A 13,858-nucleotide genomic window follows, 5' to 3' on the forward strand; every position below is an offset into this window, starting at 1 on the left:
ATTTTAATATTTAAGTTATGAAAGAGTTATTAAATGCAAGGTTTTTCTCTTGGTTGGAAGAGTGTGGTGGGAAAGATGTCACGAGGGAAGAGGTAGAACTGGTCGTCGGGGAATTCGTGGCGGATTTGGAACGGATGTGTGACAAGGAAAAGAACTACAAGGAAGAGGTACGGGTGTTGGAGCGTGTGCGAATCCGCCTGCACGTTTGGGATGAAGTGTGCCAAGCGAGTGACGGATCGGGGAAAAAAGGGGATGTTCGGGTATTGCGTGGAGGCCGTGTTGCAACGGGTGGAGGCCGAGATCCGGTTTGCCCGGGAGCGGCAGGAATACCCGGAGAGGTATGCCGGGAGTTCGGATGACGGGCCGTTGGCGGTCTGGACATCGAACAATAACAAGATGGAAATAGCAGAACTGATGCTGGGAATTTATCTAGCGAAGGTGTTACGCACGCCGGACGGAATGTTGATGGAGTATCGAGAGGTTATCCGGTTGGCCGAACGGGCGTTCGGGGTAAAAATTTCGAATCACAGGGAGTTGAAGCGGGATATTTTCAAACGGACGAACGAGCTGGTGATATTTCTGAAACGGTTGATCTTTTTGATTGAACAGGAACGGGATAAGAAAGATGCTTGACAGGGGGAAGGCGTGGTAAAAGTTTTTTGCCACGCCTTTAATTTATACAGTTTAATATCGGTTCTGAAAGAATTCATTAAGTCAATAAATATTTATTTATAATGAATAAAACACGTTTTAGCTGCCTGTATATCTGAGAAAAAATATTAATTTTGTGTGATAACTGATTTATAAGGAGGACTATCATGAATCGATCACAAGTTATATCTCAAATTAGAGAGGCTCTACATCGGCTTGCACCGGGCATTAGGGTTATTCTTTACGGAAGTGAGGCAAGGGGGGATGCTCGCCCAGATAGTGATATTGATTTGTTGTTATTGTTAGATAAAGACGTTATTACCTTGGAAGATCGAATGGCCTTGACTGCTCCATTGTATGATATAGAATTACAAACGGGTATACAAATTAATCCGTTCATAGAATCTATGCGCAAATGGGGAAAGCGTTTTACACCATTTTATGAAAATGTAATGAAAGAAGGAGTGGTATTATGACACCAGAACAAAGGTCGGATATAATATTATATAGACTTGATTCTGCGAGGAACTTGTTATTAGAGATCGAATCGCATATCGAACGGGGATTCTATAACACGGCGATGAATCGTATGTACTATGCTTGTTTTTATGCTGCAAGTGCTTTGTTGTTGTATGCTGAAATTGATGGTGTCAAAACACATGAAGGTGTACGCCAAATGTTTGGGAAACATTTTATTTTAACGGGAAAAGTGCCTAAAGAATGGGGTAGATTTTACACGGTCATATATAATAATCGTTCTGAAGCCGATTATGAAGATTTTAAGAATTTTGACTTGACTACGGTGGAAGAATTTTATCCTTTGGTTTGTGAGTTTATAAATTTGATCAGAGAGCGGATTGTTTCTAATAAGTTAGATTAATAATAATTTACTCAATAAAAACTTAATAAAAAGAGATCTGGGCGATGTGCTTGGGCCTCTTTTTTTTATTGATAATAATCAATGGTTTGTGGGAAGATGGAAACACACGTGGGATGGTGTGTAGTGATGAAATTTCGGGGGTGTTGTAGTTTTGTCGTTAGAAAAATGAGAGAGAGTATTCATTTAAAAAACGAGAAATTATGGCATCATTTAAAAATGATTTTGGATTAAACGGGAAATTGGGGGATGTGGTTATTTATCAAATAGGTAACAAGTCGTATGCAAGAAGAACGTTTCGAGCGAATAATCCGAAGACAATGAAACAACAGGAAGTGAGGGCGAGATTTTTAGTTGCAATCCGGTTTTACCAGAAGTTGAAAGAGACTTCGTTAAGGAGAATATTGAAGGTGTCTGCTCAAGGAAACAGTTTCAATGGTTATACGTTTTATCTTGAAAAAATATGAAGGTGTTCTGTGCGGATGGGCGTATCGGAGATTTCTCTCAACTTCAGTTTTCCGCGGGAAAGAGGCAACGAGTGTTTCATTTAAGAGGAGAGATTGATCCGGAAGGTCGTGTTTTATTGCAATGGGAAAAGGTGGGTGGACGAGGATTTGTGGAGGATGATGATCGTTTGATGGTGGTCGTGTTACATGAAGGGCGGGCGTTTTGTCCGAGGGTGTTGGAGAATATAGGGGGAGTGCGGAAAGATGGTGTGGCGAGTTTTACGATTGACGGGTGGAAGGGGGAAACGTTGCATTTGTATTGTCTCTTTATTTCGCCTGATGAGAAGCAGTTATCTATGAGTCAGTATGTACGTTTACAGGGAAGGAAATGAAACCGATAGCAGATGTTGTCAATGCTATTAGCGGGGTGATTAATGGCGTGACGCTCCCGGCACGGGAGAAGAAAGAGTTACAGGCGGAGATACTGAGATTGGTGTACGAGCGGGAACGTGAAATGATTGAAGCTCGGGCTGGCGTGATAAGAGCCGAGGCTACCGGAAGTTGGCTACAGCGTTCGTGGCGGCCATTGGTGATGTTGATATTTGCTGTTATTGTGCTTATTGGCACTTTCACGAGTTTGCCCATGTTGGCGGATACTTCCCGGTTCTGGGATTTGCTGGAGATTGGGTTGGGCGGGTACGTGGTGGGGAGGAGCGGGGAAAAAATCATGCAGGCATTCGCACGAAAGCCACGCTAATTTTAGATTTAGTGATTGTAGATCCTATCGATTAAGTGATTTAATGATTTTCGATTTAGTGATTTTAATCACCCAATCATCGAATCGGCAATCACGGAATCTTTTTCATACTAAACTCTAAATTTTAAACTTTAAACTTTTTATTATGGATGTATTTTCAAGTTTTAATTCATCTTTTTCAATTGTCAATCACCGGTTAATGGGTGGTGGGGTGATTCATCTGGAATGCCCGAAGAATAGACAGGGGCTAGGAGAGCCGGATATGATTATTTTACATTACACGGCAGGTGCTAGTGCCATATCTTCAGCAAAATTCTTGATAAGGCCGGATGTGAAGGCATCGGCTCACGTGGTGATCGGGCGGGACGGGCAGGTGATACAGATGGTGCCGTTTAATATCGAGGCGTGGCATGCCGGGAAGAGTAGTTACGGGGGAAGGAACGAGCTGAATCATTACTCGATCGGGATCGAGCTGGATAACCTGGGGCAGTTGCGACTGGAAGGGGGAAAGTTCGTGGCGGAATGTGGAAAGGAGGTTCCCGTGGGGGAAGTGTACACGGAAGATTCGGGAGAGGTGCCGACGTACTGGCATGATTACACGGACGTGCAGATGCGGGTGTTGAACGAGGTGTGTGGCTTGCTGGTGGATACTTATCCCATCGGGGATATCGTGGGACATTCGGACGTGACATCGAGGAAAGTTGATCCGGGACCGGCGTTGAGGGTGGCGGACTGGATTAAATTCTACTGATTTTAGATTTTAAATTTTAGATTTTAAATTCCAACAGTACGAGGCTGTGTTTCCATTCTAAATTTTAAATTCTACATTCTAAATTCCATTCTTCGTGTAGGGCCCATGCGGGGAGTGCGGAATCATTTTAAATTTTCTGATTTATTCATTTTTAAATTTTATTATTATGGCAAAATTTGATTCTTATTTATTGGGTAAGGTAACGAAAACCCTTGGTAACGTGACGATGTGTTACATGAACAAACAGAATATCGCTAGGGCGAGGATATTCTCGAGAAAGGATAAGCCGACTTCGGAGATGTTGGATCAGCGAGCCCGCATGAAGGTGTTGATCGAGTTGTCCCGTTTCTTGTTGCCGGTTGTGCAGAAAGGATTCGTAGGGATTGGGAACGGAACGACTTCGAATGCTTTCGTCGCGAAAAACATGAAAGCGGTAGACGTGGATGAGAAACACGTGGCAACGGTAGATTACGAGCGGCTGAAAATGGCTACCGGAGTTCAAGATGTTCCGGAAGTCTCGGTCACGTATTCCTCGGAAAATAAAATGTATTCTTTCGAACAGGAGATGCAGACGGAGGAAAACGGGTTCGCTTTGGTTGACGATCTGGTGTATGCCGTGGTATTCGAGAGCGTGTTGATGCGGGTGAAATTGATCTCGTTAAGAAGTCGGGGGGAGAATGGCAATACCAGCGTGGCACTTCCGAAAAATTGGAACCACGCGAACGTGAAGATCTATTGTTTTGCAACCTCGAAGAACGGGAAAAGTATTTCGCCTAGCCAGTATCTCACGGTTGAGTGATTTTAAGGTTATGATGAGCTTATACTTTTTCACGGGAATATTTTTCACGCTGAGTTTGAATGCTTTTTTCGCGCAGTTGGCAAATGATTTTGTCGCGGGTGTGTTAAGCATCGTGGGAGGAGTGATCAGTTCGGTCGTGGTGGCTTGGTGCAAACGTCGATGGGAACAACATTGATGCGGATGGGGTGGCAGAGATTCTTTGCCACTCCTTATCGTTTATAACGCGGCTTCGTTGTGCTATGAATTTTGTCTCTTTTATGGTTTGAGTGGAACCCTTGACGGTGGAATTCGTATCTGATACGGGGATATTTTCAAGTGTCCTATTGTATAATTTTTATTTGTTATTGTCAATGTTTTTTAATATCTTGACGCCGTTTTTCTGGATTACTGGCACATTTATTGACACTTAGTTTTAATGAAAGTTTGTAAGATAAAATTAATATATAACACGTTTTTAGTATGGAGAATAAATTAGATATTTTGACCCAAAAGCTTTACAACGAGGGGGTAGATAAGGCTCGCCAGGAGGCGGAGAATATCATCAACCAGGCAAAGCAAGAGGCCGAAAAGATTATTGCCGATGCGAAAGCGAAAGCAGCACAGATGAATGCTGATGCGGAGACAGAGGTTTCTAACTTGAAAAAGAAGGTCGAGTCTGAAATGACGTTAAGTGCACGCCAAGCTATCACTGCTTTAAAACAGGCAATCACGAATCTTGTTGCCGGTGATGTTGCCGGTGATGTTGCCAAGATCGGGTTCGAGGAAAAAGCTTTTATTCATGAGTTGCTTATGACGATCGTGAAGAAGTGGGATGTTGCCGGTGGAAACCTGAACATGGAAATTCTTCTTTCCGAGGATGAAAAGGCAAAGTTCGAATCGTTTGTTGCGGCCAAGTACAAGGATCTGTTGGATAAAGGTCTTGATGTAAAGGTTGGTAATTTAGAAGAAGGGTTTGTGATCCAGCCTAAAGATGGTGGTTTCCAGATTGCTTTCTCTGAGAAGCTATTTGAGGCTTTCTTTAATCAGTACATGAAGGGCTTCACGAAAAAACTGTTATTTAAGGATTGAGTGATTGGGTGATTATAGATTAAGTGATTGAATCACAAAATCGTTGAATCATTAAATCACAGAATCACAGAATGAATAATATGATATTAAAAAATAATTACTATTGTTTTATTGCAGGACTACCGGAGGTCTTTCTGGATGATCGAAAACTAGCGTTGTCCGTGAACGGGTTTCGGGAGTTGGCTCGGGAGGCTCTGAAGAAGGAGGATGTGAAGTTGATGGAGTTGTTTTTTCTGCCTGCCGATAATAAACAAGTTCTGCGGTTGCTAAATAAAATGGCTCCCGATACCAATCTTGAAACAGTATATCCATTACAACGTCTGGAAGACGAAATTACCGAACCGACGAATTCTTTACCTGCTTACCTCAATCAATTTATTGCAGATTTTAAAGGGGAACATTTGAAATATGATGTTTCTCCGGAGAATGTGTTGAGCTGGATGTATTACGATCACTTGATGAAGAGTGGTAGTAAGTTTGTCCGGAATTACGCAGAATTTGTGATGAACGTGAAGAATCTGGAGACGGCCTTGACTTGTCGGAAGTACGGGAAAGAGGTTGCCCCGGAGATTATTGGTGATAACGCATTTTCTAAGGCGCTGAGAACTTCGAACTCGAAAGATTTCGGTTTGGGGATGGAATTCCCGTACGCGGAGAAGGTGATTTCTCTGATGGGAAATACAAACCTTGTCGAACGGGAGAGAGGACTGGATTTACTTCTTTGGGATTATATCGAAGAGGCCGTGGTTTACGAGTATTTCTCCATGGAGAAAGTTTTGAGTTTCATGCTTGAGCTGATGATCGTTGAGCGATGGAGCAAGATGAGTTCCGAATCGGGACGAAAAGTCTTCATGGAAGTCGTGGATAAGTTCAGAAAGAGTTTCGAGTTTGCGGAAGAATTTAAAAATTAAAATTGAGACATGAATAAGACACAAGGAAAAGTTCATAGTATTATTTCCAACCTTGTACTTGTGCGTACCGAAGGACCGGTATCTCAGAATGAGATTTGCTTTATCCAGCTTGGAAACGAGCGGTTGATGGCCGAGGTGATCAAGGTTGTTGGGGATATTGCTTATGTACAGGTTTTTGAAAGTACCCGGGGATTGAAACCCGGTTCCCTCGTGGAGTTCGAAAACCATATGTTGGAAGTTACATTGGGTCCCGGTTTGCTGTCAAAGAATTTTGACGGTCTTCAAAATGACCTGGATAAGATGACGGGTGTATTCTTGAAACGAGGAGAGTACACGAACCCGTTGGAAGAAGATAAAAAATGGAGTTTTACCCCGTTGGCCAAGGTCGGTGATAAGGTGACCGGTGCCGATTGGTTGGGTAACGTGAAGGAGAACTGGCTGGATCATAAGATTATGGTACCTTTCAAGTTGAAAGGGGAATATACCATCGCATCAATTGCCGCTGCCGGAGAATACACGATAAAGGACACGATTGCCGTGCTGAAAGATGAGGCCGGAAAAGAGATTCCTGTTACGATGATCCAGAAATGGCCGGTGAAGGTGGCTATCCGTAATTACGTGGATAAACCTCGTCCTTCCCGTCAGATGGAGACCGGAGTACGTGTTATCGATACGATGAATCCGATACTGGAAGGGGGGACCGGTTTTATCCCGGGACCGTTCGGTACGGGAAAGACCGTGTTACAACACGCATTGTCCCGGTTTGCCGATGCTGATATTATTATCATGGCTGCCTGTGGTGAGCGTGCGAACGAGGTGGTGGAAATCTTTACCGAGTTCCCGGAATTGGAAGACCCTCGTTCCGGTCGTAAATTGTACGAGAGAACCACGATTATTGCTAATACGTCCAATATGCCCGTGGCTGCCCGTGAGGCTTCCGTGTACACGGCTATGACGATCGGGGAATACTATCGTTCCATGGGAATGAAGGTGTTGCTGCTGGCAGACTCGACTTCTCGTTGGGCGCAGGCTTTGCGTGAGATGTCCAACCGTATGGAGGAGTTACCGGGACAGGATGCGTTTCCGATGGACTTGTCGGCTATCATTTCAAATTTCTATGCTCGTGCGGGAATGGTGTATTTGAATAATGGTAAGACGGGATCCGTTACTTTTATCGGTACGGTATCTCCTGCCGGTGGTAACTTGAAAGAGCCGGTGACGGAGTCCACGAAGAAAGTGGCACGTTGTTTCTATGCCTTGTCTCAAGCTCGTGCGGATGCGAAACGTTACCCGGCAATTGATACGTTGGAATCTTACTCAAAATACTTGGAATATCCGGAATTTATCGAGTTCGCCAAGAAGAATATTTCCGATACGTGGATTGCTGATGTGAACGAGGCTCGTAATATGTTGGTTCGCGGTCGCGAGACGGCAGAACAGATCGACATTTTGGGGGATGACGGTGTGCCTTTGGAATATCACGTGGTATACTGGAAGTCCGAGTTGATCGACTTCGTGATTCTGCAACAGGATGCTTTTGACAACATTGACGGTTCTACCGCAATGGAGCGTCAGAAGTATATGCTGAACATGGTACTGGGTGTGGTTCGTTCCGAATTTAATTTTGACACGTTCGAAGAGATTAACCCCTATTTCAAACGTATCATTAATGGTTTCAAACAGATGAACTATTCCGAATATCAATCGGAAGCGTTTAAAAAGTATGAGGCAGAAGTGAACGAGATCATTAACGAAAGAAAAAAATGAGATAATTGTAAATTTTAAATTTTGAATTGTAAATCGATAAAGAAGAGCAATCTAAAATTTAAAATCTAAAATCTAAAATTATATGACGACTGCTTTTCAAAAAGTTTATACAAAGATCACCCAGATCACGAAAGCAACGTGTACGTTGAATGCCCAGGGCGTCGGGAATGACGAGCTGGCTATTGTAGACGGACGGTTGGCGCAGGTCGTGAAGATTTGGGGAAATGATATAACCCTTCAGGTGTTCTCCGGGACAGAAGGGATTCCGACGAATGCAGAAGTGACATTCTTGGGAAAAGCGCCTACTCTGAGAGTGGGAGACGATTTATGCGGGCGTTTTTTCAATGCCTTTGGCGATCCGATTGACGGAGGGCCTGCTGTTGACGGGGAAGAAAGAGAGATTGGTGGACCTTCGGTGAACCCGGTGCGTCGTAAACAACCGTCGGAATTGATTGCAACCGGTATTGCGGGAATCGACTTGAACAACACGTTGGTGTCCGGTCAGAAGATCCCGTTCTTTGCCGACCCGGATCAGCCTTACAACCAAGTGATGGCGAACGTGGCACTGAGAGCGCAGACAGACCGTATCATCTTGGGTGGTATGGGGTTGACGAACGATGACTACCTGTATTTCAAAAATTTGTTTGACAACGCCGGGGTGTTGGATCGTATCGTTAGTTTCGTGAATACCACGGAGGCACCGCCTGTTGAGCGTTTGTTGGTACCGGATATGGCATTGACGGCTGCCGAGTATTTTGCGGTGGACAAGAACGAGAAAGTATTGGTGTTGTTGACGGACATGACGTTGTATGCCGATGCTCTGAGTATCGTGTCCAACCGTATGGATCAGATCCCGTCGAAGGACTCCATGCCGGGTTCATTGTATTCCGATTTGGCGAAGATTTACGAGAAGGCCGTGCAGTTCCCTGCCGGAGGTTCTATCACGATCATAGCCGTGACCACGTTGTCTGGCGGTGACATTACCCATGCTATCCCGGATAACACCGGGTACATCACGGAGGGACAGTTGTTCCTGCGTAAAGACACGGAGATTGGTAAGGTTATTGTTGACCCGTTCCGAAGTTTGTCTCGTTTGAAACAGCTCGTGATCGGTAAGAAAACCCGTAAGGATCACCCGCAAGTGATGAATGCCGCCATCCGTCTATATGCCGATGCCGCTAACGCCCGGACCAAGATGGAGAACGGTTTCGACCTAACGGACTACGACCGCCGTACCCTAGATTTCGCCAAAGACTATTCCAACAGCTTGCTTGCTATCGATGTAAACATCAGTACCGATCAGATGTTGGATTCCGCTTGGGATCTTTTCCGCAAATACTTTAACAAGGCGGAATTGGGAATTAAGCAGGAAATCGTGGAAGAGTTTGGAGGATTTAGTGATTAGGTGATTGACGATTCAGTGATTAATTAATACAGTTTATGAATCAGATAGAGTTTAAACGTAGAACAAAACAGTTGGGGTTAGCCGTGATCAGGATGACAGAAAAGTTTCCGGGGACACGGTTAGCTTGGGTCGTGAAAGATCAGATTTTACGTTCGGCTTTATCGGTTGGTGCTAACTATCGGGCTGTGTGTCGAGCAAAATCGGATAAGGATTTCATCAATAAAATGAGGATCGTTGAAGAGGAAGCGGATGAAACAGCTTATTGGCTTGAAATTATTGAAGAGTCTGATTTACTAAAATCAGATGATTTGAGAGAACTCAAGAGAGAAGTAAATGAATTAGTGGCTATGGTTGTGGCTTCTATCCGGACTAAAAGTATCGGGCTTAACAAAGAGCAGCAATCACAGAATCATTAAATCGCAAATCACAGAATAATTTAATAATTTGGTAAGGTGATAAAGTTTCAATATAATAAGACATCGCTTCAAGGGCTGGATAAGCAGTTGAAGATGCGAGTGAGGGCATTGCCTACCATCAAAAATAAGGAGTCGGCTTTACGTTCGGAGGTGAAGAAGGCGAAACAGGTGGCGGATGAGTTTAATGTGAAGTTGGAAGAAACGCTGAATTCATTGAACGATATGCTGCAACTTTATGACGAGTATAAGGAAGACATACTTGTCGTGAAGGATGTCAGGATGTCGGTGAAAAAGATTGCCGGGGTAAAGACGCCTGTTCTCGACGGGGTGGATTATGAGGTGAAGGATTTCAGCTTGTTTAATCAACCCGGGTGGCTACTCGATGGTGTGGAATACATCAAAGAGGTAGTAAGTATCGCTTTGGAGAGGGAATTTTTCACCCGGAAAATGGAGCTGTTGGATAGGGCGAGAAAGAAAACGACACAGAAGGTGAATTTGTACGAGAAAGTGCAGATTCCGGGATTCCAAGAGGCGATTCGCAAGATCAAGCGGTTCTTGGAAGACGAGGAAAACCTTTCCAAGTCGTCACAGAAGATCGTGAAAACCCGTAAATTGATGGAGGAATAGCCTATGATAGTACCTATGATGAAATTGTCCCTGTTGATATTTTACAAGGAATATCAAACATTTCTCGGAGAACTCCGGGAAAAGGGAATGGTTCATATTCATGAGAATACGGAACGTACGGCAGAAGATACGGATCTACAGGCGAAATTGATGTTGATCAGGCGGACTGGGGAGATGATCACGCACATGCAGAGTCGGAATGACGTGGAGCAGGTGGAAAAAGTGAAGGTGGATGACGAGCATTTGCTGGATTATCTGGAAGGTTTGTATAGTCGGCAGGATCAGATCGAGCAACAATTGGCAGGTTTGGAGAAGGACCATGCGGCTTATCGTCCTTGGGGAAAGTTTTCCCGGGAGATGATCCAAAAACTGGAGACTGCCGGTTGGGAATTTCATTTCTTTTCCGTGCCGGAACAGAAGTATCAGCCGGAATGGGAAGAGATGTATGACGCTGTTATAATCAGCGAGATGATGGGACAGAAATATTTTGTTACTGTTACTCCTGCTGGGACAAGCGTGAACTTGGAGGCTGATCCTTATCTTTTCCCTCAAGCCACGGCAGAAGAGTTGGCAAAGCAAATTACGGCTTTGCGAGAGGAATCCGTGAACATCGGGAAAGAGTTGGATGCTGTTTCTCAGGATGCGATTGAACGGCTGAAAAAGTATCGTTTGAAGATTACCGAGGTGGCAGACAAGATTAAAGTGGAGGATGCCGCTCAACATCTGATTGACGAGAAAGTCATTGCTTTGGAAGGATGGGTTCCGGTGGAAAGAGAGGCTGAAATGAGAAGTTTTCTGGAAACGAAAGATGTGTACTTCGAATTCACCCGGCCTACTCCGGAGGATGATGTTCCCGTGCAGCTGAAAAACAATGCTTACTCCAAGTTGTTTGAACCGGTAACGGAAATGTTTGCCCTGCCGCAATATAGGGAGTTGGATTTGACGCCTTTCTTGGCCCCGTTTTTCATGCTGTTCTTCGGAATGTGTATGGGTGATGGCGGCTACGGGTTGATCATCTGGCTGGCTTGTTTCATTATTGGCCGGAAAGCCTCGCCTTCGGTGAAGGGTTACCTTGTGCTGGGGCAATATTTGGGAATCATGACGGTTATTGTCGGCTTACTGACGGGTTCATTCTTTGGTATCGCTTTGGATTCCGTGGAATGGCCTTGGTTGGCTGGCGTGAAGTCACTCTTCCTGACGGAAGCGAACTACGGGAAGTATCTGGGGGGATATAACCCGATGATGATTATCGCGGTTGCCGTGGGTATTATCCAGATTCTTTACGGGATGTGCTTGAATGCCGCAAGGTTAACGAAACAGTTTGGATTTAAATATGCGGTATCGACGTTAGGTTGGGTCGTTGCCATTATCCTGTTGGGCGTGTTGATCGGGTTACCGATGCTAAAAGTTGTGATCCCGGAAGGTTTGAAATACGTGCTTTACGCTTTGTTGGGCCTTTCAGCGTTGACGATTTATTTCTACAATTCTCCGGGAAAAGGGATTTTCTCTAATTTTGGGTCAGGATTGTGGGGGACGTACAACATGGCTACGGGATTGCTGGGAGACACGCTTTCATATATTCGGTTGTTCGCGATCGGGTTAACGGGAAGTATCTTGGGAGGTGTGTTTAACACGCTGGCTTTCCAGCTTACGGATGGGCTACCGTTTATCGTGAAATTCATTGCCGTGTTCTTGATCCTGCTTGTCGGTCACTCGATTAACTTCGGGTTGTGTATGATCAGTTCGTTTGTACACCCGATGCGTTTGACCTTCGTGGAATTCTACAAGAATGCCGGATTTGAAGGCGGGGGTAAACAATACGCCCCGTTCAGAAAAAAAGTAAATGATTAAAAATAAAGATTATAAAAATAACAATTAAATAGATTAGAATTATGGAACCAATTTTATTAGCTTATCTAGGTGTTGCATTGATGGTGGCATTATCAGGAATCGGTAGTGCGTATGGAGTTACTATTTGCGGTAATGCCGCGGTAGGTGCTTTGAAGAAAAACCCGACTGCATCGGGTCAGTATATTGGTTTGTCTGCGTTGCCTTCCTCTCAGGGGTTGTATGGTTTCGTGGGATATTTCCTGTTAAGTAGTTTCTTGACGAACGTGGATATGGGTTGGGGGCCTGCTTCAGCTATCTTCGGTGCCGGATTGGGTCTTGGTTTAGTGGCTTTCTTCTCTGCTATTCGTCAAGCACAGGTATGTGCTAACGGTATAGTGGCAATCGGTAGCGGTTACAACGTGTTCGGAACCACGATGGTATTGGCCGTGTTCCCGGAGTTGTACGCCATCTTGGGATTGTTGGTATTGATCCTGATTACCGGGTTGATTCCTGCATAAGGGGATCCGGTTGAATAGATGATATAGGTGGGAGGTGTGGTCGTTTGTCACACCTCCCTTGTTCATTTTACAGATTACGATATTGTTCGGGAGACATCCCGGTTATTCGTTTGAAATACTTGCCTAGGAAAGATTGATCACAAAAATTCATCTCGTAAGCAATCTGCTTAATTGTCATATCTGAATGACGCAAAAGGATTTGGATTTCAAGAATGACATATTCTTCTATCCATTGTAAGGCATTTTTTCCACTGGTTTTTTTTATCGTTGTCGTGAGATATCTGGGTGTCAAGGATAGGCATTGAGCATAAAAAGCCACGTCTCGGTGGGTCTTGTAATGTTGGTAGATTAGTTCCAGAAAGTCATGTAACAATTTTTCGTGTTGTGATGTCGTTTGTTTTTGTGCCAATTGCTGTTTATAGACTTCTCCGATGGCATAAAACATGCTAATCACTAGATGTTTGATGATCTCATTTCGGTTTTCTGCATCCTTTAATTTGGTATGCGTGCGGATGATGGAAAAAAAATCCAGTAATGGTTTCTTCTGATCGGGTTCTATTGGAAGACAGGGGACGGTGCGGGTCAAGGCGTTGAATGCATGGGTGTGGAGTAATGTTTCTTCCCAGTATGCTTTGGAAAGAATGATCCCGACACATTTGAAGTCCTCGCTACGCTTAACGATACGCACGGCATGTTCGTGGGTGAAAACGAGAATATGATTTTCATCCATTCGCATAGGGGTAAGGTTTATTTCTACATCTAAAGTTCCGGCTGAACAGATGAAGATTCCGGTAAAATTAATCTTCACGGGATATCCCAGTGCTGGGAAAAGATCGTCTTCTTCCCATAAGAGAAAAGAGTTCGCCGTGGTTTCCTGCAAGCGTCGGGTGATGATTCTGAATGTGGGTTTTGTTTCCATGTCGTTCCTTGTTTATGGGTATAAAAATACCAATTATTGGGTTTATTTGGTCTATTTGTACGGAGCAAATCATACAAATAGACCAATAAAAGTAAAAAATATACCTTTACGTGTTT

The 13,858-nt window shown here is 44.2% G+C and carries 19 protein-coding genes; 18 read left to right on the top strand and 1 reads right to left on the bottom strand.

Annotation, left to right across the window (positions count from 1 at the left end; all coding sequences use genetic code 11):
- Nucleotides 1–17: 17 nt before the first annotated feature.
- From QVC79_RS15995 to QVC79_RS16080, 18 genes are all read left to right on the top strand, one after another.
- On the top strand, nucleotides 18–359 hold the full coding sequence (locus QVC79_RS15995; RefSeq protein WP_270595435.1) for a hypothetical protein: 342 nt from the start codon (nucleotides 18–20) through the stop codon (nucleotides 357–359).
- Entirely contained in the window at nucleotides 253–633 is a 381-nt protein-coding gene (locus QVC79_RS16000; RefSeq protein WP_270595436.1) for a hypothetical protein, read from the top strand. Before QVC79_RS15995 ends, QVC79_RS16000 begins: the two co-directional genes overlap by 107 nt.
- Nucleotides 634–818: 185 nt before the next feature.
- Complete coding sequence (locus QVC79_RS16005) at nucleotides 819–1,127, top strand: nucleotidyltransferase domain-containing protein (protein WP_124318364.1); 309 nt, start codon at nucleotides 819–821, stop codon at nucleotides 1,125–1,127.
- Complete coding sequence (locus QVC79_RS16010; RefSeq protein WP_270595437.1) at nucleotides 1,124–1,531, top strand: HEPN domain-containing protein; 408 nt, start codon at nucleotides 1,124–1,126, stop codon at nucleotides 1,529–1,531. The genes QVC79_RS16005 and QVC79_RS16010 overlap by 4 nt, the downstream gene beginning before the upstream one ends.
- A 200-nt stretch (nucleotides 1,532–1,731) precedes the next feature.
- Entirely contained in the window at nucleotides 1,732–1,995 is a 264-nt protein-coding gene (locus tag QVC79_RS16015; RefSeq protein ID WP_270595438.1) for a hypothetical protein, read from the top strand.
- Nucleotides 1,992–2,366 (top strand): DUF6266 family protein, encoded by a 375-nt coding sequence (locus QVC79_RS16020; RefSeq protein WP_270595439.1) that lies wholly within the window; start codon nucleotides 1,992–1,994, stop codon nucleotides 2,364–2,366. Before QVC79_RS16015 ends, QVC79_RS16020 begins: the two co-directional genes overlap by 4 nt.
- Nucleotides 2,363–2,731, top strand: coding sequence for a 3TM-type holin (locus QVC79_RS16025; protein WP_270595440.1), 369 nt, complete (start codon nucleotides 2,363–2,365; stop codon nucleotides 2,729–2,731). Before QVC79_RS16020 ends, QVC79_RS16025 begins: the two co-directional genes overlap by 4 nt.
- Nucleotides 2,732–2,876: 145 nt before the next feature.
- On the top strand, nucleotides 2,877–3,482 hold the full coding sequence (locus QVC79_RS16030) for an N-acetylmuramoyl-L-alanine amidase (protein ID WP_270595441.1): 606 nt from the start codon (nucleotides 2,877–2,879) through the stop codon (nucleotides 3,480–3,482).
- Nucleotides 3,483–3,648: 166 nt separating this feature from the next.
- Nucleotides 3,649–4,281, top strand: a complete 633-nt coding sequence (locus QVC79_RS16035; RefSeq protein ID WP_087422559.1) for a hypothetical protein — start codon at nucleotides 3,649–3,651, stop codon at nucleotides 4,279–4,281.
- Nucleotides 4,282–4,291: 10 nt separating this feature from the next.
- Nucleotides 4,292–4,456, top strand: a complete 165-nt coding sequence (locus QVC79_RS16040) for a hypothetical protein (protein WP_270595442.1) — start codon at nucleotides 4,292–4,294, stop codon at nucleotides 4,454–4,456.
- A gap of 284 nt (nucleotides 4,457–4,740) precedes the next feature.
- Entirely contained in the window at nucleotides 4,741–5,349 is a 609-nt protein-coding gene (locus tag QVC79_RS16045) for a V-type ATP synthase subunit E (protein WP_270595443.1), read from the top strand.
- 71 nt (nucleotides 5,350–5,420) lie between these two features.
- Nucleotides 5,421–6,260, top strand: coding sequence for a DUF2764 family protein (locus tag QVC79_RS16050; RefSeq protein WP_270595444.1), 840 nt, complete (start codon nucleotides 5,421–5,423; stop codon nucleotides 6,258–6,260).
- Between the two features lie 9 nt (nucleotides 6,261–6,269).
- Entirely contained in the window at nucleotides 6,270–8,027 is a 1,758-nt protein-coding gene (locus QVC79_RS16055) for a V-type ATP synthase subunit A (RefSeq protein ID WP_270546840.1), read from the top strand.
- A gap of 82 nt (nucleotides 8,028–8,109) precedes the next feature.
- Nucleotides 8,110–9,432 (top strand): V-type ATP synthase subunit B, encoded by a 1,323-nt coding sequence (locus tag QVC79_RS16060; protein ID WP_270595445.1) that lies wholly within the window; start codon nucleotides 8,110–8,112, stop codon nucleotides 9,430–9,432.
- A 35-nt stretch (nucleotides 9,433–9,467) separates the two neighbouring features.
- Entirely contained in the window at nucleotides 9,468–9,848 is a 381-nt protein-coding gene (locus QVC79_RS16065) for a four helix bundle protein (RefSeq protein WP_270595446.1), read from the top strand.
- A 36-nt stretch (nucleotides 9,849–9,884) separates the two neighbouring features.
- The gene (locus tag QVC79_RS16070) at nucleotides 9,885–10,475 is read left to right on the top strand and encodes a V-type ATP synthase subunit D (protein WP_027201693.1); all 591 of its coding nucleotides are present in this window, start codon (nucleotides 9,885–9,887) and stop codon (nucleotides 10,473–10,475) included.
- A gap of 15 nt (nucleotides 10,476–10,490) precedes the next feature.
- Nucleotides 10,491–12,326, top strand: a complete 1,836-nt coding sequence (locus tag QVC79_RS16075) for a V-type ATP synthase subunit I (RefSeq protein ID WP_270595447.1) — start codon at nucleotides 10,491–10,493, stop codon at nucleotides 12,324–12,326.
- A gap of 41 nt (nucleotides 12,327–12,367) precedes the next feature.
- The gene (locus tag QVC79_RS16080; protein ID WP_027201691.1) at nucleotides 12,368–12,823 is read left to right on the top strand and encodes an ATP synthase subunit C-like protein; all 456 of its coding nucleotides are present in this window, start codon (nucleotides 12,368–12,370) and stop codon (nucleotides 12,821–12,823) included.
- A gap of 67 nt (nucleotides 12,824–12,890) precedes the next feature.
- Here the strand turns inward: QVC79_RS16080 and QVC79_RS16085 are convergent, their stop codons facing one another.
- Entirely contained in the window at nucleotides 12,891–13,742 is an 852-nt protein-coding gene (locus QVC79_RS16085) for a helix-turn-helix domain-containing protein (protein ID WP_270595448.1), read from the bottom strand.
- Between the last annotated feature and the right edge of the window lie 116 nt (nucleotides 13,743–13,858).

Origin of the sequence: Butyricimonas sp., assembly GCF_019423355.1 — a bacterium.
Lineage (GTDB): Bacteria > Bacteroidota > Bacteroidia > Bacteroidales > Marinifilaceae > Butyricimonas > Butyricimonas faecihominis.